The sequence below is a fragment of the Pseudomonas sp. GW821-FHT04D07 genome (assembly GCF_059420225.1).
Genome location: NZ_JBWKTH010000017.1, coordinates 34,096 through 56,089, shown reverse-complemented (window position 1 = coordinate 56,089; position 21,994 = coordinate 34,096). Strand labels below are relative to the sequence as shown.

Sequence of the window (21,994 nt, the reverse complement as noted above, 5' to 3'; positions counted from 1 at the left end):
TCCCCCAGGAAAACCCGGATTAAAAAATAGTGCGACGCGGGTGATACTTTTTTTGATCTCGGCTGGCTAGGGAAGGAAGCACTTCTCAATCTTGCCGAAAGGGTCACCATTCCATGCTCGTCGCACGATCTCCGCGTTCGGATCGCTCATTGAAACTGGCTGTGCGCAGCGCACTGCTCAGCCTTACCCTGAGCAGCCTCGCCACCCCCCTGGTCATGGCGGCCACACCGGCACAGCTGGATGCGGTCGCGGTCCGCGCCTTCAACATTGCCCCCGGACCGTTGGGGGCAACCCTGTCGCGGTTTGCCGTGGAGGCCGGTATTGCGCTGTCGTTCCAGCCGTCCCTGACCGAGGGGCTGACCAGCCCCGGGCTTTCGGGATCCTATTCGACCCAGGAGGCCATGACCCGGCTACTGGCCGGCAGCAGCCTGGAAATCGTTTCCCGTAGTGACGGCAGCTACTCCCTGACGCCTCGTCCGACCGACAGCGCCGGCGGCCTGACCCTTGCCGAAACCACCATCAGCGCCACCCAGGCGCGCCCGGGCGAATTGCCGCCGGTGTACGCCGGCGGCCAGGTGGCCCGTGGCGGGCGACTCGGACTGATGGGCAACAAGGATGTGATGGACGTGCCGTTCAGCGTCAGCAACTACACTTCGACCCTGATCAAGGATCAACAGGCCACTACCGTAGCTGACGTGCTGGAGCGTGACTCCTCGGTCCGCTCCACCGGCCAGACCGGCGGTGTGGTCGACTCGTTCTTCATTCGCGGCTTTCCGGTGGGCGAAGGCAACCTGGGCGAACTGGCCTTCGACGGCGTGTACGGCGTGGCCCCCAACTACCGGGTCTTCACCGAGTACGCCGAGCGCGTCGAAGTGATCAAGGGGCCGGGCGCCCTGCTCTACGGCATGTCGCCCAACAGCGGGGTCGGCGGAGTGATCAACGTGGTGCCCAAGCGCTCTCTCGACGAAGACTTGACCCGCTTCACCACCAGTTACGCCATGAACACCCAGGTCGGCGGGCATGTCGATATCAGCCGGCGCTTTGGCGAGGAACGCCAGTTCGGCATACGCATCAATGGCAGTACCCAGCAAGGCGACACCGCCATCGACAATCAGTCCAGGAACGTCGGCATCGGCGCCATTTCCCTGGATTACCGGGGTGAACGCCTGCGCACGACCCTGGACCTGATCAGCCAGCAAGAAAAGTTCGATGCCCCCTCGCGGCCCTTCCTGATCAAATCCGGCGTGAAGGTGCCCTCCGCCGCCGACGGTCGGATCAACGTCACCCAGGACTGGGGTTGGGCAGAAACCCGCGACAAGGCCGCGTTGCTCGGTGCCGAATACGATGTGAACGACGCCCTCACGGTGTTCGCCCATGCCGGCGGCGGCAAGTCGGACGTGGCGCGCATGTCCGATCAGACCCCGACCATTCTCAATGCCGCCGGGGACACCACTTCGACCCCCGGTTATTACAAATTCGAAGTCGAACGCTACACCGTGGATGCCGGCGCCCGCCTGCGCTTCGACACCGGCCCCATCAGCCACAGCACCACGTTTCAAGTGACCCACTACCAGGACGAGCTGTCGCGGGGGATCATCTCCGGCGCACCGGTGCTGTCGAACATCTACCATCCGATCGATCGCCCGAAACCCGACATCGCGACCCCGGATGCCCTGAAAGTGTCCGCCACGGAGCTATCCGGCGCGGCCCTGGCCGACACCCTGTCGATGATGGACAAGCGCTTGCAGGTCACCTTCGGCCTGCGCAAACAGAACATCAAGTCTGATAACTACAGCACGACCGGTGTCGTCACCACGTCTTACGATAAAAGCAAAACCACGCCGTTGTTCGGTGTGGTGGTCAAACCCTGGGAGCACGTGTCGCTCTACTACAACTACATCGAAGGCTTGAGCAAAGGCGATATCGCACCGGCCACGGCCTCGAACTCCGGCGAGATCTTTGCCCCCTATATCTCTCGCCAACAGGAAGTCGGGGTCAAGGTCGACTACGGCACTTTCACCTCGACTCTGAGCCTGTTCCAGATCAAAAAACCCAGCGGCGAACTGGCCTCCGGTGTGTTCTCGGTACAGGGCGAACAACGCAACCGTGGCGTCGAGCTGAATGTGTTCGGCGAAGTCGCCGAGGGCACGCGCCTGCTCGGTGGCGTCACCTTCCTCGACGCCGAACTGACCAAGACCAGCACCGTCGCCAATCGCGGCAACACAGCGGTGGGAGTCCCCGAGGTGCAGGCCAATCTCTGGGCCGAATGGGATACGCCCTGGATTGAAGGCCTGACTCTGACCAGCGGCGCGATCTACACCGGCAGCCAGTACGTGGACCAGGCCAACACGCAGAAACTCGATCCATGGACCCGCTTCGATGTCGGCGCACGCTACAGCACCCGGATCGCCGAGCGCCCGACCACCTTCCGGGCCACGGTGCAGAACGTTTTCGACCGTGAGTACTGGTCCGGCGTCGCGTCCTATGGGGCCTTCTCCCAAGGCTCGCCACGCACCCTGCAACTGTCGGCCACCGTCGACTTCTGAAACGTTCGGTCTTGGGCAACGGCCTGGACCGTTGCCTGAGCTGACCTCTGCAAAGGCTTCCACCATGGCATCTGTTCAACGACGCAGCCACACCCTGACCGCCCTGCTGCTGGCTGGCCTGCTGGGCACGGCGCTGCTTTCCTCACTGACGCCACGCCATGCCGTTGCAGTCGAGCAGGACCCCGCGGCCGTCACGGTGACCGACCTGCTGGGACGCCAGGTCAAGGTGCATATTCCGGTCCGGCGAGTGATTCTCGGCGAAGGCCGTCAGTTGTACCTGGTAGCGGCGCTGGACACCCACAACCCCCTCGAGCGCATTGTCAGTTGGCGCAAGGACCTGATCCAGTCCGATCCGGACACCTACGGCGCCTACCTGCGCCAATTCCCCGCCATCGCCCAGATCCCGACCTTCGGCGGTTTCGAGAGCGGCACCTTCGATATTGAACAGGCAATCACCCTGCAGCCGGATGTGATCATCCTCAATATCGAAGCCCAGCACGCCACCGAGGACGCCCGTTATATCGAGAAGCTCAACGCCGTGGGCATTCCGGTGGTGTATGTCGACTTTCGCAACAACCCGATGGAAAACACCGAACCGACCCTGCGTCTGTTCGGAAAGTTGTTTGGCAAGGAAGAGCGGGCCGAAGCCTTTATCGACTTTCGCCAGCAGCAGATCCGTCGTGTCACCGATGTGATCGCGGCGCGTCAACCCGTGCGACCGAATGTATTTATCGAACGCATCGGCGGCTACACCGAGGATTGTTGCCTGAGTTTCGGCAACCAGAACTTCGGCCGCTTCGTCGAAATGGCCGGTGGCAACAACATCGCCAAGAGCATCATCCCGGGTGCGTTCGGACAACTGAACCCCGAGCAGGTGATTGTCGCCAACCCGGACCAGGTGGTTGTCACCAGCGCCAACTGGGAAGCCTTTGCCCCCGGCGGACGCTGGGTCGGCGTGGGCCCTGGAGCCGACCTGTCAGAGGCCCGGCGGAAACTGGCCTGGTACACCCAACGTCCGGCCTATGTCGGAATCAAGGCACAGGAGCACCAAGCCTTCCATGCCATCTGGCATCAGTTCTACAACAGCCCCTATCAGTTCGTCGCCATCCAGCAGTTGGCCAAGTGGTTCCACCCGACACTGTTTGCCGATCTCGATCCCGATGCTTCGTTTCGCGAACTCCATGAACGGTTCCTGCCGGTCCCTTACGAACCCGGCTACTTCGTCAGCCTGCAAGCGACAGAGGCCAAGCCATGAGCTCCCTGGGTGAAGCACAAATCGTACAAAGTGATACCTACCGCCAGTTGGTGCTGCGCAAGCGGCTGATTCTCGCCGGGCTCGCCACGCTGCTGGTGTTCAGCGTAGTGCTCGATCTGGCGCTGGGACCGGCGCGCTACAGCCTGGGCGAAGTGCTCGGCGCCCTGTTTTCACCCGATACCGCACCGGCACAAGTGCGGGTGGTGATGTGGGAAATCCGCTTGCCGGTAGCCTTGATGGCCGTGGCGGTCGGGGCGGCGTTGTCGTTGGCCGGGGCGCAGATGCAGACGATCCTCAACAACCCACTGGCCAGCCCCTTTACCCTGGGCATTTCCGCGGCCGCCGGTTTTGGCGCGGCCATGGGCCTGGCGTTCGGTGTCGCGCTGTTCCCGGTTGCGGCGCAATACATGGTGCCGCTCAACGCGTTCATCATGGCCATGCTCTGTGCGCTGCTGATCCACCTGTTGAGCCTGCGACGCGGTGTGACCGCCGAAACCATCGTGTTACTGGGTATCGCGCTGGTCTTTACCTTCAACGCACTGCTGGCGCTGGTGCAGTTCTTCGCCACTGAGCAAGCGGTCGCCGCCGTGGTGTTCTGGACCATGGGCAGCCTGACCAAGGCGACCTGGCCAAAACTCGGCGTGGTGTGCCTGGTGATCCTGATCACCTTGCCGATCTTCGCCAAGCGCGCCTGGGCCATGACCGCCTTGCGCCTGGGGGATGACAAGGCCGCCAGCTTCGGCATCGACGTCAAGCGCCTGCGCTTTCAGACCCTGATCATGGTCAGCCTGTTGGCCTCGTTCCCGGTGGCCTTTGTCGGCACCATCGGCTTTATCGGGCTGGTCGGACCGCACGTTGCCCGAATGCTGATCGGCGAGGATCAACGGTTCTTTTTACCGGCCTCGCTCATCACCGGCGCACTGATTCTGTCCGCCAGTTCGGTGGTCAGCAAAACCCTGATTCCGGGCGCGATATTTCCCATCGGCGTGGTCACCTCGTTGATCGGCGTGCCGTTCTTCATCTCGCTGATCCTCAATGGGAAGAAACATTCATGGTGAAGATTCAACTGGAGAACCTGGGGGCCCGTTACGGCCAGCGGGAGATTCTTTGCGACGTCACCACCTCGACATTTCTGGGCGGACAGGTGGTCGCCGTGGTCGGCCCCAACGCGGCCGGCAAATCCACGCTGTTCAAACGCATGGCCGGGCTGATCGACGGAGCGGGACGGGTGAATTTGCAGGACTCGAAAAAAGGCCTGCAAGGCATCTGCTACATGCCCCAGGGCCTGAATGCCAGCGCCCGCCTGACGGTCTATGAATCGGTGCTGCTGGCCCGTAAACAGCTCACGCCCGGCTGGAGCGTGCATGACGATGAACTGAAGCGGGTTGATCAGATCCTCGCTGCGCTGGGAATCAGCGAGTTGTCCTTTCGCAACCTCGGCGAACTCAGCGGTGGCCAGCAACAGCTGGTGTCGATTGCGCAAACCCTGGTGCGCGAACCGGAAATCCTGTTGATGGACGAACCCACCAGCGCGCTGGACATGCACCGCCAGGTGCAGGTGTTGAACTTCATGCGCTCATTGGCCAGACAACGAGAAATCATTGTGTTCATTGCCCTCCACGACCTGAATCAGGCCCTGCGTTTTGCCGACCAGGTCCTGGTCATCGCCAATGGCCGCGCCCGGGGCAGCGGCCCCAGCGATGAGGTGATCAATGTGCAGATGCTGCGTGAGGTCTACAAGGTCAAGGCACGGATCGAAAAGTGCAGCCAGGCCAGGCGCCATATCCTGATCGACGATATCGTTTGAACAGGTGGCCTGGGGGCCACGAGCAAACGGCGGCCGCATGTCGGGCCAGCGTGGAAGTGGTGATGGTCGCCGACGTGTCCAGGGGCATCTCCAAGGACCTGCTCAACGCCTCCTACACCCTGGGCTCCAGCCGCGTGGATGCGGTGGTGCATGTGATCGCCCCGGCCTCGCTGCCGGGAGTGCTGGACACCTTGCAGGTGACCATGGGCTGGGCCTGGATCTACCTGGTGGTGGCCGAACTGGTGGCCGCCCCCAGCGGCCTGGGCTACCTGAGCCTCAAGGCCATGCGCGGCTTCCAGGTCGACGTGATTTTCCTGGCGATCGCTGTGATTCGCCTGTTGGGGCTGGTCACCGATCAACTGTTCAGACTTCTTCGCTTGAAGGTGGCCGCATGGGCTCAGTAACGGCAACAACCCCCAGGCTCGTCACACCGATGAGCATCGCCCCGCGCCTGCGCGTGGACAGCGTCCGAAGTCTATTGCATGCGCATTCGTTTGATATCTCGCTGCGGCGGTTCACCGAAGAGGCGGCTGTACTCGCGACTGAACTGCGATGAGCTCTCATACCCCACCAGCCCACCTGCACTGCTCGCATCTACATTCTGACTCAGCATCAACTGCCGAGCGGCTTGCAGCCGCAGCTGTTTCTGATACTGCAACGGACTCATACCCGTCACGGCACGAAAGTGCTGACGAAAAGTTGAAGGACTCATATGAGCATTTACCGCCAGGTCATCCATGCGCAGGACCCGATGGAAGTTCTGCTTGAGCCAGGCTACCGTCCTGGCGATATGTTGACTGGGTGAGCCCGCGGTCACGATGTGAAGCAGTTGGGGTCCATGAGCCCCACTGAGCAGTCGAACGATGATCTCCTTGCGAATGAGTGGCGCAATGGGTGCAAGCAATTCCGGCTCATCGAGCAGTTCGACCAGCCGCCCCAGAGCATCAAGCACTCCGGTGTCCAAAGTCTGTACGGTAATCGGCCGAAAGCCATCATCCTTCATGCGTTGCGACAACTGCATACGCTCGGCCACCTGCATCACCAGGGAGTTGTCGAATGTCAGCATGATCCCCAGGAATGGCCGTGCGACGCTGGCCTGAGTCACGTTAGAAATGACCGGCAGGTCCACGCTCGTGACCATGGACTGGCCCGGGGCATAAGTCAGGACCTCCTCGCCAACCATGACCTGCTTACAGCCTTGCAGAGTGACTCCCAAGCCCAGACCGTAAATACAATGCATGGGGGACGTGGCAGCCTTGCGTCGGTGCAGGCTGAGTCCTGGAATCGCCGTGACATGATCACCATCAGTTCGCAGAATTCGAGCCACCGCCTCAGCCAACGCACGGGGGTCGCCACTGCCCCGATTGCTTCTTGGGGTAGGTTTCACATTCGGCTCCTTGGAGATATCAGATCTTTCGCTCCGACAGCGATGTCGCTCAGAGGGCATTTGGCAACACCATTTTCATACGATGCCAGCATAACCTCAGTATGTGTCGCCGCAGGGCAAGGTGATTGCCTGATCAACCGGATTTATTGCCCAATTTGATGAGGCGCTCTTTATCAATTGCTGGGTTACGCGTTGTTACGCTAACTGTCACTGCTCAAATCAACGAGAGATGCAGTGGCCTTCAGCGAACCGACACCACCTTTGGCCAAGGTTTCATAGTGCGAGGTACAGACCGATGGATCAGAGTACCCAAACCGACGATAGGGCAAATCTGCTGAAATCGAAAATCCAGCGTTTTAGGCAATCATCCCGCTGATCCCGGCAAACCGTTCGGTAACAGAACCGAGACAATGCCCTAACGCTGCGAGAGACGAGCCTGGCAAATGGTACCTGACGCTCACCATTGAACAGCGCTACCACTTGACCTTCGAGGAACATCGCATGACAAACAAACAGGTTTGGCTTATCACTGGGGCCAGTCGGGGCTTAGGCGTACATTTGGCCAAAGCCGCATTGGCCGCGGGACACGCTGTGGTGGCCACCGGTCGCAATCCACAGAAGATCGTTGCCGCAATCGGTAGCAACGATAACCTCCTCGCGATCAAGCTCGACATTACCCGTCCTGAGGATGCTGTCACGGCGGTAGAAGCCGCCATCAGCCAATTCGGGCGACTCGACGTTCTGGTCAATAATGCCGGCAATTTCTACGCTGGCTTTTTCGAAGAACTGAGTCCTGAACAGGTTCGCCAGCAGATCGAGACGCTGCTGTTCGGCCCCATGAACGTCACCCGCGCCGTACTGCCGGTGATGCGCAAACAACGCTCAGGCCTGTTGCTCACGATCTCCTCCACCGCAGGTATCAGCGGCGGAATGTTCTGCAGCGCCTACGCCGCCGCGAAGTTCGGGATCGAAGGCTGGATGGAATCGCTGGCGCCGGAAGTTGCCCCCTTCGGTGTTCAGACAATGCTGGTGGAACCCGGTTTTTTCCGCACGGAGTTACTCAGTACGGATTCGACAACCTTCGCTGAACCGAACTTGGACGACTACGCCGAGCGCACTCGAGAGACTGTCACCGCCTGGAGCGGCATGAATGGTAAGCAGGGTGGTGACCCGGCCAAACTCGCCGCAGCCATCGTCCAGCTCGCGGCGAGTGACACGCCACCGACGCGCTTCGCAGGAGGTGCAGACGCGGTTCAGACTTTCGAGGCCAAGGCCAAAGCACTGCTAGACCAGGCTGACGCGCACCGGGCTTTGTCCTGCTCGCTGGCCCACGACGACGCTTGATTGCCGCCAGGGCGGCCAAGAATTACAAACATATGATTGGGAGTTTATGAAAATAACAGGCATTTATCACATATAGATTCCAGTACTAAGATGAAACGCCCCCACCGCAATGCGAGTAATAAACATGACAACTGAAACCAACAGGAAAGTGATGACTCGCTTCCTTGAGTTCATCAACACCGCCAGCGAAGCGCTCGCCCAAGAACTCGTTTCCCCCAATGCCGTCTTCCACGTGCCGGGACGCCCCGATCCCGTGAAAGGACCGCAAGGCTACCTGGAAATCATCGCCATGATGCGTTCCGGCTTTCCTGATATTCAATGGACACTCGAAGAGATGATCGTCGAAGGCGATAAGATCGCAGCACGTTTCATCATGCGAGGGACTCACGATGGAGCATTCTTCGGTGTTCCACCGACCCACAAGCCAATCACGGTCCAAGCGATGAATTTCTACCGCCTGGCGGATGGGAAGTTCGTCGAGGAACGTGGGCAACCCGATTTACTAACTCTTTTACAGCAAATCGGCGCAGTTCCAACCTGATCCAGAAAGTCCTCAGAGGGTTGTTTCCTACCGGTCTTGTGAACGGTTTCATAACAGAGCAATACCCCCCGAATCGTTCACCCTCCCTGTTTTAATCCGACTGCCAGGAAGTAAAAGGATCGAACGGGGCGGCCAGTCCCAAGACTGGCCTCCCCTACCCGCGTCAGACAATGTGCTTGTCAAACCATTTCAAAATCAATTCCGGGTGCTGCCCGAAGTAGTTGTAGCCCTGAAATCTAAGGTCTGTTCCTTCAATCCAGAACAGCTCCTTATCCTTGGACGATAAGGTGTCGAAGATCTGCTGGACATTGGAAGACTTGGTCAGAAAATCGTTACGGACCTGGGCAACAAAGGTCGGCAGGGTTACAGCTTTGGCATACTCCATAGGCCAGACATCCGCCAGGTGATAGCCGGTGCGTCGATGCAGAGCCGCATCGAACCGTTCAACGCCATTGGCGATCTTCTCCCGCTCCACCGCGGTCTCCACGAACACCCTGGGTGTCACCGGCTGCAAGGCAACCAGGGCTTTGACGTGCTTGAACTCTTCAGGATGCTTCTTGATCCCGACGATGGTGGCGTTGGCGCCCAAGCAACGGCTATACAGCACCGTCTTCATGTTTTTAGTGTCAGGCCGGGATTTGGCATAGCGCAACGAGCCCACCACATCACGATATTCCAGCACACCGTGACCGTTTACGCCGCCGCTGCCCGTGCCGCTACGACCATGGTTACGAAGGTCATAGGCAATGATGTTGTAGTCAGCATCGTGCAGGGCCTTGTATTCCGGTAGGAAGTTCACTTCGAAGCCACCGAAGTCCGTCCAGGGCTGCAGATGCCCAGGATAACCGTAGCGGTTGCACGGCATCGGGTGGTTACAGATGACCAACCGGTTGGATTTACCCGGAATAAACCAGCCTTCGATAGTAACCCCGTCCATTGCCGGGAAGAAAATCTCCTCATAGTCCATGCCGTATTCGTTCGGCCAACGCAGAATCGGAGTGCGGGTCGAGTGCGCCATCAAGTCGGCAAGACCGTTGATGAAGGCGTCTGATTTGTCTTGGGGGATGTTGGTATCTGTCATCTTTTCTTTCTCCGCAGCCTGAACAAATGACAGTGTCGAGGCTATAACAGGGAGTGTGGCGAGCGCTGCACCAACTTTCAGCAGGTTGCGCCGGCTTGGCGAGGGAGTGGTGGACGGGTGAACGACATCATCGAGTGGCTTGACCATATCAGGCTCCTGATTACTGCGACGCAGGCACGTACGCTTCGGTAATGACGACACTGCCTTCGGTAGCCGCTAGGCGAAATTTTTTGGCCGCGGTGTATTCCGGCGAGTTGTAGAAACGCTGAGCATCGGCAAGGCTCGGGAACTCGGCGATGGCCATCACCGACTTGGGCTTGCCTTCGACAGCAGGCGCCTTGAGGTTGAAGACAATCACCTTGCCGCCGTACTTCGGTGCCAGCGGCCCGGCCGCATCCATGTACTTCTGGAAAGTCGCCTGATCCTTGATTTCGTAATTGGCAATCATGTAGCCGTGCGGTTGTGCCTCCCGGGCCTGGCTGGTGGTGGCAAGCGCCAGAACGACGGCCGCGACAGCACCTTTGACGAGCTTGTTCATCGTATGTATTCCCATGGTTTGAATAGCAGGCGGTGCGAAACTCCGTCCGCCACACAAGTGGCAGTAGCGGTGAATCGCGTGTTCAAAGTATGGGATGGCGGTGCCGGAGCGAGTTGCCGGATCTGTTTCTTCTATTGCCTGATTCAGTTGATTAACTGATCGGTGAAGATCAATGCCCTCGACGGTGGCATTGGAGTGCACGATAAAATACGAGTCCCGGGGATGGGCACGATCCAGGTTTTCCGAGCCAACCACCAGGCCAGGGCGATTTGCACAGGTGTAGCCTGTTTCTTTTCGGCCATTCGTCTCAGCTACTCGACCATCACATCCACCCCAGCCATGCCCAGTAGGTACTGGCAAACACCAACAGCAAGGCATAAGTCGTCGAGGTCGTATCGAAAGCATGCAGTTTGCCTTCGGTCGCCCAGGCCAGGAGCAGCAGGCCAGAAACAACCGCCAAGCGCTTCTGGGCGCCCGTCATTGGCCCAAGCTCAGCCAGGCTGGCCAGAATACCGACGTTCCAGATACTCGTTCCCTGCGCGACGATGATCATGATTCCTGCCGCGATATTGGAGCGTTTGGCAACGCCGAAGGCCGCAATCACGTCCATCATGATCGGCACCACGCAAGCGCTACGCGCCGTTGCGCTGGGCACCACCAGGCTGAGCAGGACGATGACCACCATGGCGCCGAGCAATACCCGCCGGGTACTGCCGCCGACTTTCGCCAGCGTCACCAGCGCGATACGCCGGTCCAGCCCGGTGTGCGTCATCGCGGCAGCGATAAACAGCGCACCGACCACCAGCGCCAGGGCCGGATTGGAAAACCCACTGAGCGCCATGGTGATGCCGGCCGAAGAGCCGTAGGTCAATGCGGGGTTCTGCAGCGTCGGGGCTGATCCGGGAGAACGCCTGGAAGACCGCGATCTCTTCGGTACAGGGCGAACGTAAATCCTCGGCCAATAGCGCTTTTCCCTGCTCATCCAGGCCCGCGCCCTTGGAGGCCATCACCTGATCGCGATAACGCTGGGTTTCAACGGAGGGATCAATACGGCTGAGGGTGAGGTTGGGCATTGACCCAACCAGGGTCTGCGCCAGGTGGGCGGCCGGGTCGCACGTGGTGAGGTGAACCGACAATCCTCGGTGCGCCAGCTCGACCGCCGCTGCCGCGGCCAGGGTTGTTTTACCTACCCCGCCTTTGCCCATGACCATCACCAGCCCATGCTCGTCAGCCGCAATCTCATCGACCAGATCACTCAAGCTGGGGGCGTGCAGCTCGACCGTTGCAGGCTCCAGTCCCCCAATCGCCTGGGTCTCTTCGCCGAGCAACTGCTTCAGGGCCTCAACGCCGACCAGATCGAAGGCTTTCAGGGGCAGTTGGTCCATGGGCAGGGCCTTGAGCTCATCCGGCATCTGGGCCAGTGCAGCCTGCTCCCGGGCATGTACGGCGGCGGCCAGCGGGTCCGTCTCGGCCTCGGTAGCGGGCAACACACCGTTGACCACCAGGAATTGCTCACCCAGACCGATGCGTGCTAACTCCTCACGCGTGCGTTCAGCTTCGCGCAGAGTGGTCGCCTGGGCCCTGGCCACCAAGACCAGTCGAGTGCGTGCGGGATCGGCTAATGCCTCAACCGCTTGACGATATTGATCCCGCTGTTTATCGAGCCCCGCCAGTGGCCCCAGGCAGGAAGCATCACCTTGCCCCGCCTCGAGGAAACCACTCCAGGCCCCGGACAGCTGCTCTTCCATGCCTTTGACCACATTGGCGTCCAGTACGCCTCGCGCCGGCCCGACAATCCGATCACGGTAGGCCTGGGCGGCGGCTTGTGGGTCGATTTCGAGCGCGGACAAATGGGCCACGGCCGGTACAGGGGTGATCTGGTTACCGATGCTGATACCAAATACCTGACCCACGTTGGAGGCGGGGTCGGTACTCACCAACAGTACGCGCTTGCCTTGGGCGGTCAGCTGTAACGCCGTGGCACAGGCAATCGACGTTTTGCCGACACCGCCTTTGCCAGTAAAAAACAGAAAGCGCGGTGCGTTCTCAAGAAACCGCATGAGTCATTCCTCAGCGATTCGATAGACCGAAGTCGTACACGCACACGACTGCCCTTGAGCCTCTCACTCAGATTCGCGGCACACCCATCAAGCTGCATGCGGCTTGCAATCGCTGGAACATAGCATGGCTGCAACGCTCTGTTAGGGCCGGCGAGCGCGCCCCAGGCGCCTAATCGAAAGGTGCCTGATATGGGTCAATAATCCCCGCCGGGAGGGTCAGCCATGACAGGCTCATCTCATGGCCCCCAAATGCTCAATACGGCGACCGCTGTATGGCGTTTTGTCAATCGATCTGTATCTAACCGGCTCGCATCGCCCCCTCTATTATCGTGCGCTCCATCAGATGCCTGCCATCTGCCTTCAAGGAGCTACGCCATGCCCGAACTGTCCAACCTGCTTGCCTACGGCCTGATCTCACTCGGCATGGTGCTGACGCCCGGGCCGAACATGATCTATCTCATCTCACGGTCGATCTGCCAGGGACGAATGGCCGGACTGATTTCCCTGGGCGGCGTGGCATTGGGTTTCGTCGTCTATATGTTTTGCGCCGCATTGGGCATCACCGCCCTGCTCCTGACGGTTCCCTACGCCTATGACGCCCTGCGACTCGGCGGCGCGCTCTACCTGATCTACCTGGCCTGGCAGGCGGTCAAACCCGGCGGCCGCTCGCCATTTCAGGTGCGCGACCTGCCCAAGGACAGCCCGCGCAAGCTGTTCACGATGGGCTTTGTCACCAACCTGTTGAACCCCAAAGTCGCGGTCATGTATTTGTCACTGTTGCCCCAATTCATCGACCCCGTCGGCCACGACAGCGTGCTGACACAATCCCTCGTGCTCGGCTTCACGCAGATCGTCATCAGCGTGAGCATCAACGCGCTGATTGCCGTCATGGCGGGCTCCATCGCGGCATTTCTCGCCAACAGACCGGTATGGCAGATTGTGCAACGCTGGCTGATGAGCACAGTCCTCACCGGTTTGGCCGTACGCATGGCCGTCGAGGGGCAGCGCTAAAGCAGGCTGTTTGCGCTTGAAAGCAAAAGGGGACATTGCTCCAGAATAAATACGTCCCCTTTTCACTCACAAAAACAACAAAGCCCAGCAGCGGCCTGGACCGGGCGTTTTCATTCGACCGTGGCCCCCTCGCCGATCAGGATATCCTCGAAGAATGCCCCGACCGCTTCGGTGGGATGGCATAGCTGGATTTCCAGGACCCAGACCATTTCGCTCGGGACAATCGCCAACTCGGCCAACTTCGCCTGACCGAACAAGGCGTGGGGGAAATCGGCGATGCGATGCCCGGCCAGGTTGCGCTCCAATCTCCAGCCCTTCGAGGCGGCGCTGCGTTCGGCGAAGTCATAGAGCTCGCGGCCGGTCAGCCCCTGGTGCCAGGCCTCGCGGGTTTCGTCGAATACCTCATGCAATGCCTTTACGCACGCCCGGTGCAACGGATGCTCACCGAAGACGAAGGTATCGCCATAATCGCCCTCATAGCCGTCCCACACCGGGCCGAGATCGACCACGGCGATATCGGTTGCGCGCAGCTTGCGGTGTGGGTCGATGCCCTGGCGTGGCGTGCGCACGGTGTCGTCGCCAAAACGGATATAGGTCGGATGCCAGGTGTGGGACGCGCCCATCGCTTGCAACTGCTGATTGGCCATCTCAAGGGCCTCGGCGGTGGTCATGCCGACCCGCAGCTGGCTGGCGATCGAGGCCAAGGCACGGACCGATTGCTCGCGGGCGGCCAACATGCCGTCCAGGGAATAGCGCGGGCCGACTTTTTCCCAGACCGCATCCAGCGGCTTGAGCGCCGACTCGGGCAGTGACATACCGCTAGGCACAAAAGCTTCCGCGACAAACCGGTGAGCCGGCAGGCCCGCCGCGAGGCAGTGCGCGCGGACATCGCGGATCATCGAGCTGTTACCGCAGGCATAGACCTGCGCCCGCGCCCAAGGATGCGCCTGCTCAAAGGCCACCTGCTGCATCCGGGCCTCTGACGACAGTACCGGGTGCCAGGAAAAACCGGGGTGCCTGGTGCTGGCCCGGTCCAGCAAGTCGCGCTCGTAAAAATCCTCTGGCCGCGAGCCGCCCCAGTACAACGTCACCTCGGCGCCCCGGGCCAGCGCGCTCAGCAGGAGCGGCTTGACCCCGGCGTAGCCGGTTCCCGTGGCGAACAGAACGACAGGACGTGTCTCTTCGTGCTGCCAGGTACAGGCACCCAATGGGCCTTCCAGCGTCAGCGTATCGCCGACGGCCAGCGTTGCCAGGACCTGCCCGGAAAACAGTCCGCCGGGGACCTGGCGAATATGAAAGACCAGTTGGCCTCCCTCCTCTGCCGGGAGATTGGCAACAGAGAAACACCGACTGTCGCCATCGTCGAGGCGAAACCTGACGTACTGGCCGGCACGAACCTCAACAGGCTTCGGGGTTTCCGGCATCAGCACCAGCTCGGTGATATCCACGCTCAGTGCGCGTTTGCCCAAGACTCGTGCGGGGATTTCCAGCGTGGGTACGTCCAGCGACCATCCGGGGATTTCCAGGCGCATATCGGCGCAGGCATGGCTCTGGCACAGCAGCATTTCATCGGCGGCAAGCGGGTAGGAAGGTGCCGCTGCGTCCGCGGCCAGGAGCTTGTCACGGTACTGCCCGGCGATGACCTTGACCTTGCACGAACCACACGCCCCCCGACGGCATGAGAACGGCACCGACAGGCCACTGGCGAGCATGGCGTCGAGCAGCAACTCGTCACCGGCCTCGAAGGTTTTGCCCGCGGGCGACAACTCAATGACATGGCGTGTGTTCATAAGGACCTCGGGGTGAATGAGGCCCAATTGTTGCGTTAGACTAGGACCATTAGAACCTCCAGTTTTGGATAATTCAGATGGTCCAGATGCGTAAATGGCGGCCCTTGCTCAAGCTGGAGGAGACCGAGGCTCAAGCGTCCTACCGCAAGATTGTCGAAGGCCTGGTGACCGCGATTGTCGACGGGCGCCTCACGCCTGGGACGCTGCTGCCCGGAACACGGGAAATGGCGCAGTTGCTTGACGTCAACCGCAAGACCGTGATCCTGGCCTACGAGGAAGCCGTGACCAAGGGCTGGCTGGTCAGCGAACCGCGCCGGGGGACCTTCGTCAACGCGCAACTGGCGCCCATGGCCAAGGCCCGCAGCGCCCCACCGTCCTTCGCGCTGGAACTGCGGGCGCAACCCGCCGTCCCGTATTTCAACCCGAGTCACCAGGCGACGGCACTGCAACATCAGCCTGGGGCGCTGTTCTTCGATAACGGCGCCTGCGACCACCGTTTGCTGCCGCAAGCCGTCCTGCATCGCTACTATCGCAATGCGCTGCGCAAGAGTTTCGTCTCCAATACCGTGCGCCACGGCTGTGACGGCACCAGTCATGCGCTGCGCCGGGCACTGGCCGAGATGCTGCGCAACAATCGCGGCCTGGCCGTTGAGGCCGAGCATATCTGCCTGACCCAGGGCGTGCAGATGTCGCTGTACCTGACCGCCAGCGCACTGCTGGAGCCCGGTGACGTGGTGCTGGTGGAACGCCTGAGTTATCCGCCGGCGTGGGAGATATTCCGCAAATTGGGCGCGCGATTGGTGACCGTGGACCTGGACCGCGAAGGCTGCCGGGTCGATCAGATCGATGAGCTGTGCCGACGGCACAAGGTGCGAATGATCTATCTCACCCCTCATCACCAGTTCCCCACCACCGTCAGCCTGCATGCCGGGCGTCGACAACAACTGCTGGCGCTGGCCAAGCAGCATGATTTCTGCGTGATCGAGGAAGACTACGACTACGAGTATCACTTTGACGGTCGCCCCTATCTGCCTCTCGCCAGCGACAGCAGCCAACGGCATGTGATCTATATCGGTTCGCTGTCCAAGTCGCTGGGCTCGACGTTCCGCTGCAGCTATGTGGTTGCGCCCCCTGATGTGATCGAGGTGCTGAACCGAAACGCCGCGCTGACCCTGGGTCATGGGGATGCGGTCGCGCAGCAGATGCTGGCGGACCTGATCAATGACGGTGAACTGAAGAAGCACCTGCGCCGGGTTTCGAAGGAATATCGACGGCGTCGAGAAACCCTGCAGCGTTGCTTGGTGGAGGGCTTTGGCGAGCGGATTTCGGTGCAGGAACCCGAAGGCGGGCTGGCGCTGTGGGTCCGTTTTGCCGACGACATAAACGTCGGCCGACTGGTGGAAAAAGCCCTGGAGTTCGACCTGGTGGTGCGAGACAGCCGCCAGTTCTCTCCCATGGATCAAGCGGAGAATGCACTGCGTCTGGGCTTTGCCTCACTGGATCGAGATGAAATCCGCCAGGCCACCCAGCGGTTGGCGCAGGCGGCGCAGGCCATCACCCAGTAGGTACCGGTGCCGCCCATTGAAATATTCTGTAACCCCCTCGATTTGGCAGGAGCGGCGGTAGCGCGTTCAATGGGCGTTTTCTGCAAGGAGCGGGCTATGCCTACCAGTCAAATCATTCTGATGGCCATTTTTGGGGTTGCTCTCATCACCTGGGGCGCCTGGCGGGACATCAAGAACCATAAAAAGGAAAAAGCAGCGCGGCAGGCTCAGGGCAATACCGGGTTTTAATCGGGCTCGCCGCCCCGTTCTCCCGCAAACACAAAGCCCAGCACCCAGCTGGGCTTTTTTCATTGCGTTGGTCTTAACCTTTCGGAGGCGCCTTGAGGCTATCCAATCGACCGCTCTCCAGCAAAGCCTTGTACTTCAACGCATCCGCTTCACTGTGATAAACGCCGACCAGCACATCGCCTTGATAGACATCCCACATCCTGACACCCGCGCTACTGGAGTCATGAGACATGTGGTCCTCGTCGCGTTCTTTGATAGTAATGACCATTGGCACATCCTCTGGGTTGAGGCCGGTAAGGTATTTTTTACTCCTGTTGCTCCCAAGATTCCACACTCAACGCCTTGGATACAGGCAGGAAGGTCCGTATCTTTTTGACTCGCTGGGGATTGAAGGACGAAAGCTACAAGCCTAGTCGGAATGTCTCATCCCAAGGCAAAATCCGCGGGATCGAATCGCTCGCTCGTGTCCATCCGAACACTTCGCAGGCTCACCGTTTCCAGGTGTGATGCGTATAGAGGTTCCGCAAAATAGCTCATCAGGATGGAGCGACGGCGGGCGCCGGTTGAGTTCAGACTGCCCGCATGCACCAGGTCGACATCAAATACCAGGATGTCACCCGCAGAGCCGGAAAGCTGCACCGACCGGGACTCGTCATTGAAGTCGAATGGCCGCTCTCCCTGTTCGGGGCGATGGCTGCCGGGGACGATACGGGTCGCGCCGTTCCCGGGGCCATAATCGTCGAAATAAGCCAGGGCGCCCACCCTGTCGCCGGGCCGTTGGGCCGACAAGTCGCGGTGCAGTTGCTGATGACCGCCACCGGCCAGGGGCTCGCGACCCTCCACCTGCGAGAGGAAGAACCGCTCTCCCATCAACTCCCCCACCACCGCCAGCACCTCCGGCAGACGGCACACCGCCTGAATCGTCGAATCAACGTCCAGCAGCGAATGCCGACAGTCCATGCCACGCGGCACTGGCCATTGGTCCGAAGGCTTCACGCCCGCCTCGAACACGGCGCGAAGCTCATCCAGCCACTCGGCCGGGATCGCTTGACGGAGCAGCACATAGCCCTCTCGGTGGAGTTGCTCGTGGTCCCGACGAATATGAGGGCGATTCACCCGGACCGAGCTCATGCCAGCAGCTCGGTGATCCAACGGGCCTGCCGGGCGATGTCTTGCACCTTCTCCTCGGGCACGGCCTGCCGCGCCCGGGTGAAACTGGTCAGGGTCTTCTGCTTTTCGCGCAGCATACGCCGCCACTTGAGCAGGAAGGCCGGGCTACGGGCCTGCATCTGCAGCGGGCCGAAGTACAACTCCTCGGCGGTGTAGAGCACCGGCCCGGCGCGCTCGGCGACGATGATTTCGTAGTCGAAGCGGTTTTCCCGCAACAGTTCCTCACAGAGGATGCGATAGCCATTTTCCATCAGCCATTGACGCAGTGGCTGCTCACCGCCGTTGGGCTGCAGGATCAGCCGCTCCTTGCCGCTCAGGTACACCTTGCCGTTGTCGAGGATGTCGCGGATCGTCTCGCCACCCATGCCGCAAATGCTGATCGCGGTGATCCCGTCTCCCGGCTCGATCGCCGCCAGGCCATTGGCCAGGCGCACGCTGATCCGCAAGTCCAGGTCGTTCTCGCGCACGGTGCGTTCGGCCGAGTGGAACGGCGTCGATGCCACCTCCCCGGCCACCGCCGCCGTGATAACGCCACGGCGCATCAGCGCCACCGGCAGATAGCCGTGGTCCGAGCCGATATCGGCCAGGCGCGCACCAGCCGGCACATGCGCCGCCACGCGTTCCAGGCGCATGGACAATGTCTGTTCGTTCAACTGCCACTCCTTTTGGGCACAGATTAATACCGTGAGGGTATTCCCGGCCAAGGTCAACCCGCCACCGACCGACACCCGGTCGCTCAAGCCCTCTGCAAGCATCAATCAGGAAAAGTGGGACGAGGAAAAGTGGGACACCCATTAGCCGGTCTCCCCACCTCAGTTGGCCGCACATGATGATGTGGACTTTGGCTTACGCCTCCGTCGCCGACGGCCAGCCGACCCGTGCCGCACTGCGAAGATTGGACTGAACGACCAAGCGATGAAACGGGGCAATGAGAAAAATATAGAGACGACCTAAGCGATTGTGGCAATGAACAACAGTCGACAGGGTCAAGTTACGTTTAGCGCCCGGCGACGACTGACCGGAACACAGAACGGAGAGCCTGAAGTCCAGGTGCTTGTCGTCTTCTCCAAGAACAACTTCAGTTGGACTTGTGCTGTAGAGCTTAAAGATGCCGAGTCGGCCCGCTCCGCTCTGCGCATCCAGTGAGGCGAGATGCTTAGTTGTCTTGAGGCCGAAACCGGCTACGAGCGCGTCTCGAACCGTCATGAGCCTGCTGACCCAAGGCGCTTGGTGAGCGAAGATGAACCTCGCCAACAATTCGGGGTTGGTTGACGCTCCGCTGGGAAGCTCGATCGAGTAAGCGTCGGCGAGATTCATCGATGCGTAGGCTTTAGCAATCGCTGACTCTGGAGGAAGCGACACAGAGGTTGCGTGATGGTGTTCGGTTGACATGTAGGCGGCCTATGGTTCGTTTCTGAGGTCTAACGCCGAGCTGACCGGCACGCTTGCGTGACGGCTACGTCCGCCCTTTTCACCCCATACTCAACGCCTTGGAAACGGGGGGCGCTTTATTGGCTGGCAACCTCAACCATTCGGAGGGTTGCCCGACGCTGACGATAGCTGATTAGACGGGGATTTGCCCTCCAACAAGGCATCCACCACCGCACGCGCCACCTCCACCGAATGCAGCATGCCCCAGAACAACGCCCGTTCGACGGGGTTGGTGTGCAGGCTGATTTCGTCGCCATTGAGTTCCGCGGTTTCGAGCAGATTGGAAACGTAGGTCAGGGCATCCTGGGCGGTGATGCCGGGTTGGATGGCGAATAGCGTGGGTTTGTAGGGCGCTTCGGGGATGACAGGTTTGGAGCTGGTGAACGCGAGGGTATCGAGCAAACGAGGGGGTGTTGGCCGGGACCGACTCGGGTTCGTTGGATGGGGTATCAGAAAGTTTGCGTAGATACAGGCTTCTGTCGGCGGTACTGAGAGCTTTGCGAACAACCGGCGGATCGGGGGTGATCTTCTTAGTCATGGTGACGCTCCTTTTCATGAATGGAACTTCGTCACCCACGCTGCAAAACGGAAGGTGGCGAGCCGTACACAGGTTTGCAGACCGGGAAAAGGAACCGGCAGGCCGAAGCCTCCTGTGCACAACTCGCCATAACACGAGCGTAAAAATGCCGCTTACGCGGCGCTGTGCGCCTTTTCGATCCGGGCTGCAAAACCCGCGTCGCTGAATTTGCAGCGACACTTGAACAGTAGCCCCGACGTTTGGCGCACGCAATATTCTCCCATGCCTGAAACGTGTGGGAAATATGAGTTTTTTTGGAAGGCTATTTCACGTATGGATTGTGCGGAGTACCAGACGGGCCTCCCCCGAACAAGACAAAAAGCCCTACAGGGGCCCGGGCTGGGATAATTAGCGAATTGCCCACCGGAAACGGCAGAGCTCTCCCCCGCCCATTCACCAGACGCAACGACCCGGTCTGTCGATAGCAGCCTTGCAGGATCGGCTGCTATCGGCCAGAAGCGGTCGGTGATCCAAATAAATCTGCCCCCGTTTTCTTAACCGCATGAGATGAGCGTTGCACCTTTGATTTAGAGATGTATCGAATCGGCGCTGGCAATAAATCAGGACACTTTTGAGAGGCAAGCCCTGCAGTCCAGTGTGACTACTTAAAGCCCCGTTGACGAGCAAGAATAGTGAGTGTATAGCGATTTTCGCCCAAGGGGCCGACATGCTGATGGTTCTCCGTTCGCACCCTGGGCGTGGGCTAGGAGGTTATTTAGGGCGCTCATGGAATGCAGCAAAAACATCCGCCATAAAATCCATGAAAACGATGGCTCGCTGGGGCAGCAGCCGATTCGCTAAATATACGACTTGGATCGGGACGGGTGGTGCCACGTATTCGTTAAGCAGCAATTGAAGATTGCCACTTCTCAGCCCTTCCTCATAAAGCCATTGAGGCCCCTGCGCGATTCCCAATCCTGCATTGACGTACTCACGTATCGCCTCAGGCGAGTTGACACGCAGTCGTCCGGAGATCGGGACATCAGTATCCTTAAACCGCCAGTTGGTTCCAGTGGATAGGAGGGTATAAATGAGGCAGTCGTGTTCCTTCAGGTCATCAGGCGAAGAGGGAGAGCCACGTTTCTCTAGGTACGCACGGCTGGCAACGCACACACGCTCGAACCTCGCTAGTGGCCGGGCTCGCATTGCACTGTCCTCCAGATGCCCAATACGAATCGCGAGTTCTGCCCCCTCGTCGACTAAATTGACGTAGCGATCATTGATTTGAAGATCGAGCGACAGTTCGGGATAGCGCCCTAGAAAGCTCGCGACGTGCGGTACGATGAAGGTGTGAGCCAATGCGGTCGGGCAAGCGACGCGCAGTAACCCAGACGGCGCTACGTTCCCTCTCAGTGAGGACTCTGACTGTTCCACTGAATCCAGAATACGCCGCGCATCTGCGTAGTACCGTTCACCCTCGGGCGTGAGCATCAGCTTTCGTGTGGATCGGTGAAGCAGCCTGGTTTTCAAATGGTCTTCAAGAGCAGCGACGTAACGACTAACGCTCGGTTGCCCTAGTCCTAGATCACGTCCCGCAGCAGAAAAACTACCTGTCTCGACAGCGCGTACAAAACAGCTCATCAGTAACAACCGGTCCATCACGCCCCTTTTCATGCAGATTTTGCATGAGATCTATTCTATTTGCCCATCTTATCAGCGCGCT

General features: G+C 60.0%; 19 protein-coding genes and 3 pseudogenes. 10 read left to right on the top strand and 12 right to left on the bottom strand.

The annotated features are described in order from the left end of the window. Positions 1 to 113 precede the first annotated feature (113 nt). From AC07T0_RS19665 to AC07T0_RS19645, 5 genes and pseudogenes are all read left to right on the top strand, one after another. The gene (locus AC07T0_RS19665) at positions 114 to 2,546 is read left to right on the top strand and encodes a TonB-dependent siderophore receptor (RefSeq protein WP_495002785.1); all 2,433 of its coding nucleotides are present in this window, start codon (positions 114 to 116) and stop codon (positions 2,544 to 2,546) included. 64 nt (positions 2,547 to 2,610) lie between these two features. Continuing rightward, on the top strand, positions 2,611 to 3,801 hold the full coding sequence (locus tag AC07T0_RS19660) for an ABC transporter substrate-binding protein (RefSeq protein ID WP_495002784.1): 1,191 nt from the start codon (positions 2,611 to 2,613) through the stop codon (positions 3,799 to 3,801). Beyond that, positions 3,798 to 4,859 carry a FecCD family ABC transporter permease gene (locus AC07T0_RS19655; protein ID WP_495002783.1) on the top strand — a complete coding sequence of 354 codons (1,062 nt, stop codon included), beginning with the start codon at positions 3,798 to 3,800 and terminating at the stop codon, positions 4,857 to 4,859. The genes AC07T0_RS19660 and AC07T0_RS19655 overlap by 4 nt, the downstream gene beginning before the upstream one ends. After that, positions 4,853 to 5,608, top strand: coding sequence for an ABC transporter ATP-binding protein (locus AC07T0_RS19650; RefSeq protein ID WP_495002782.1), 756 nt, complete (start codon positions 4,853 to 4,855; stop codon positions 5,606 to 5,608). Before AC07T0_RS19655 ends, AC07T0_RS19650 begins: the two co-directional genes overlap by 7 nt. 53 nt (positions 5,609 to 5,661) lie before the next feature. Next, positions 5,662 to 6,012 (top strand): annotated as a pseudogene (locus AC07T0_RS19645) (ABC transporter permease); the annotation flags it as partial. Positions 6,013 to 6,083: 71 nt separating this feature from the next. Here AC07T0_RS19645 and AC07T0_RS19640 read toward each other — a convergent pair. After that, positions 6,084 to 6,947 carry an AraC family transcriptional regulator gene (locus AC07T0_RS19640; RefSeq protein ID WP_495002863.1) on the bottom strand — a complete coding sequence of 288 codons (864 nt, stop codon included), beginning with the start codon at positions 6,945 to 6,947 and terminating at the stop codon, positions 6,084 to 6,086. Positions 6,948 to 7,496: 549 nt separating this feature from the next. Between AC07T0_RS19640 and AC07T0_RS19635 the strand changes: the two genes are divergently transcribed. Next, entirely contained in the window at positions 7,497 to 8,339 is an 843-nt protein-coding gene (locus tag AC07T0_RS19635; RefSeq protein ID WP_495002781.1) for an SDR family oxidoreductase, read from the top strand. Positions 8,340 to 8,463: 124 nt separating this feature from the next. Further along, positions 8,464 to 8,880: an ester cyclase gene (locus AC07T0_RS19630; protein WP_495002780.1), complete on the top strand. Its 417-nt coding sequence runs from the start codon at positions 8,464 to 8,466 to the stop codon at positions 8,878 to 8,880. A gap of 163 nt (positions 8,881 to 9,043) precedes the next feature. Here the strand turns inward: AC07T0_RS19630 and AC07T0_RS19625 are convergent, their stop codons facing one another. The 4 genes and pseudogenes from AC07T0_RS19625 to AC07T0_RS19610 form a co-directional block, all read right to left on the bottom strand. Continuing rightward, on the bottom strand, positions 9,044 to 10,108 hold the full coding sequence (locus tag AC07T0_RS19625) for an alpha/beta hydrolase family protein (protein WP_495002779.1): 1,065 nt from the start codon (positions 10,106 to 10,108) through the stop codon (positions 9,044 to 9,046). Positions 10,109 to 10,121: 13 nt separating this feature from the next. Beyond that, the gene (locus AC07T0_RS19620) at positions 10,122 to 10,499 is read right to left on the bottom strand and encodes a DUF1330 domain-containing protein (RefSeq protein ID WP_495002778.1); all 378 of its coding nucleotides are present in this window, start codon (positions 10,497 to 10,499) and stop codon (positions 10,122 to 10,124) included. Between the two features lie 361 nt (positions 10,500 to 10,860). Next, positions 10,861 to 11,400 (bottom strand): annotated as a pseudogene (locus AC07T0_RS19615) (SLC13 family permease); the annotation flags it as partial. A gap of 55 nt (positions 11,401 to 11,455) precedes the next feature. Next, positions 11,456 to 12,559 (bottom strand): annotated as a pseudogene (locus tag AC07T0_RS19610) (ArsA-related P-loop ATPase); the annotation flags it as partial. A 375-nt stretch (positions 12,560 to 12,934) separates the two neighbouring features. On the opposite strand from AC07T0_RS19610, the gene AC07T0_RS19605 reads away from it, so the two are divergent. Continuing rightward, on the top strand, positions 12,935 to 13,570 hold the full coding sequence (locus AC07T0_RS19605; RefSeq protein WP_495002777.1) for a LysE family translocator: 636 nt from the start codon (positions 12,935 to 12,937) through the stop codon (positions 13,568 to 13,570). 110 nt (positions 13,571 to 13,680) lie between these two features. Here the strand turns inward: AC07T0_RS19605 and AC07T0_RS19600 are convergent, their stop codons facing one another. Beyond that, complete coding sequence (locus tag AC07T0_RS19600; RefSeq protein WP_495002776.1) at positions 13,681 to 15,360, bottom strand: M24 family metallopeptidase; 1,680 nt, start codon at positions 15,358 to 15,360, stop codon at positions 13,681 to 13,683. A gap of 77 nt (positions 15,361 to 15,437) precedes the next feature. Between AC07T0_RS19600 and pdxR the strand changes: the two genes are divergently transcribed. Both pdxR and AC07T0_RS19590 read left to right on the top strand, forming a co-directional pair. Further along, the gene (gene pdxR, locus AC07T0_RS19595; RefSeq protein WP_495002775.1) at positions 15,438 to 16,925 is read left to right on the top strand and encodes a MocR-like pyridoxine biosynthesis transcription factor PdxR; all 1,488 of its coding nucleotides are present in this window, start codon (positions 15,438 to 15,440) and stop codon (positions 16,923 to 16,925) included. 96 nt (positions 16,926 to 17,021) lie between these two features. After that, the gene (locus AC07T0_RS19590; protein WP_495002774.1) at positions 17,022 to 17,153 is read left to right on the top strand and encodes a hypothetical protein; all 132 of its coding nucleotides are present in this window, start codon (positions 17,022 to 17,024) and stop codon (positions 17,151 to 17,153) included. Positions 17,154 to 17,226: 73 nt separating this feature from the next. On the opposite strand, the gene AC07T0_RS19585 is transcribed toward AC07T0_RS19590, so the two are convergent. The 6 genes from AC07T0_RS19585 to AC07T0_RS19560 all read right to left on the bottom strand — a co-directional run bounded on the left by AC07T0_RS19585 (position 17,227) and on the right by AC07T0_RS19560 (position 21,930). After that, a complete protein-coding gene (locus tag AC07T0_RS19585) occupies positions 17,227 to 17,421 on the bottom strand; it encodes a hypothetical protein (protein WP_495002773.1) in 195 nt (64 codons plus the stop codon). 155 nt (positions 17,422 to 17,576) lie between these two features. Continuing rightward, complete coding sequence (locus AC07T0_RS19580) at positions 17,577 to 18,284, bottom strand: phytanoyl-CoA dioxygenase family protein (protein ID WP_495002772.1); 708 nt, start codon at positions 18,282 to 18,284, stop codon at positions 17,577 to 17,579. After that, positions 18,281 to 18,976, bottom strand: a complete 696-nt coding sequence (locus AC07T0_RS19575; RefSeq protein WP_495002771.1) for a tRNA (adenine(22)-N(1))-methyltransferase — start codon at positions 18,974 to 18,976, stop codon at positions 18,281 to 18,283. The genes AC07T0_RS19580 and AC07T0_RS19575 overlap by 4 nt, the downstream gene beginning before the upstream one ends. A gap of 193 nt (positions 18,977 to 19,169) precedes the next feature. After that, positions 19,170 to 19,715, bottom strand: a complete 546-nt coding sequence (locus tag AC07T0_RS19570) for a DUF2867 domain-containing protein (RefSeq protein WP_495002770.1) — start codon at positions 19,713 to 19,715, stop codon at positions 19,170 to 19,172. 132 nt (positions 19,716 to 19,847) lie between these two features. Continuing rightward, positions 19,848 to 20,156, bottom strand: coding sequence for a hypothetical protein (locus tag AC07T0_RS19565; RefSeq protein ID WP_495002769.1), 309 nt, complete (start codon positions 20,154 to 20,156; stop codon positions 19,848 to 19,850). 886 nt (positions 20,157 to 21,042) lie between these two features. Then, entirely contained in the window at positions 21,043 to 21,930 is an 888-nt protein-coding gene (locus AC07T0_RS19560; protein ID WP_495002768.1) for a LysR family transcriptional regulator, read from the bottom strand. Between the last annotated feature and the right edge of the window lie 64 nt (positions 21,931 to 21,994).

Excerpts from the sequence above, each read along its gene's own strand:
- AC07T0_RS19580 (WP_495002772.1), bottom strand. The coding sequence starts at position 18,284 with ATGAGCTCGGTCCGGGTGAATCGCCCTCATATTCGTCGGGACCACGAG.
- pdxR (WP_495002775.1), top strand. The coding sequence starts at position 15,438 with ATGGTCCAGATGCGTAAATGGCGGCCCTTGCTCAAGCTGGAGGAGACC.
- AC07T0_RS19650 (WP_495002782.1), top strand. The coding sequence starts at position 4,853 with ATGGTGAAGATTCAACTGGAGAACCTGGGGGCCCGTTACGGCCAGCGG.
- AC07T0_RS19570 (WP_495002770.1), bottom strand. The coding sequence starts at position 19,715 with ATGTCAACCGAACACCATCACGCAACCTCTGTGTCGCTTCCTCCAGAG.
- AC07T0_RS19600 (WP_495002776.1), bottom strand. The coding sequence starts at position 15,360 with ATGAACACACGCCATGTCATTGAGTTGTCGCCCGCGGGCAAAACCTTC.
- AC07T0_RS19630 (WP_495002780.1), top strand. The coding sequence starts at position 8,464 with ATGACAACTGAAACCAACAGGAAAGTGATGACTCGCTTCCTTGAGTTC.
- AC07T0_RS19660 (WP_495002784.1), top strand. The coding sequence starts at position 2,611 with ATGGCATCTGTTCAACGACGCAGCCACACCCTGACCGCCCTGCTGCTG.
- AC07T0_RS19655 (WP_495002783.1), top strand. The coding sequence starts at position 3,798 with ATGAGCTCCCTGGGTGAAGCACAAATCGTACAAAGTGATACCTACCGC.
- AC07T0_RS19585 (WP_495002773.1), bottom strand. The coding sequence starts at position 17,421 with ATGGTCATTACTATCAAAGAACGCGACGAGGACCACATGTCTCATGAC.
- AC07T0_RS19560 (WP_495002768.1), bottom strand. The coding sequence starts at position 21,930 with ATGGACCGGTTGTTACTGATGAGCTGTTTTGTACGCGCTGTCGAGACA.
- AC07T0_RS19625 (WP_495002779.1), bottom strand. The coding sequence starts at position 10,108 with ATGGTCAAGCCACTCGATGATGTCGTTCACCCGTCCACCACTCCCTCG.
- AC07T0_RS19620 (WP_495002778.1), bottom strand. The coding sequence starts at position 10,499 with ATGAACAAGCTCGTCAAAGGTGCTGTCGCGGCCGTCGTTCTGGCGCTT.
- AC07T0_RS19590 (WP_495002774.1), top strand. The coding sequence starts at position 17,022 with ATGCCTACCAGTCAAATCATTCTGATGGCCATTTTTGGGGTTGCTCTC.
- AC07T0_RS19665 (WP_495002785.1), top strand. The coding sequence starts at position 114 with ATGCTCGTCGCACGATCTCCGCGTTCGGATCGCTCATTGAAACTGGCT.
- AC07T0_RS19635 (WP_495002781.1), top strand. The coding sequence starts at position 7,497 with ATGACAAACAAACAGGTTTGGCTTATCACTGGGGCCAGTCGGGGCTTA.
- AC07T0_RS19605 (WP_495002777.1), top strand. The coding sequence starts at position 12,935 with ATGCCCGAACTGTCCAACCTGCTTGCCTACGGCCTGATCTCACTCGGC.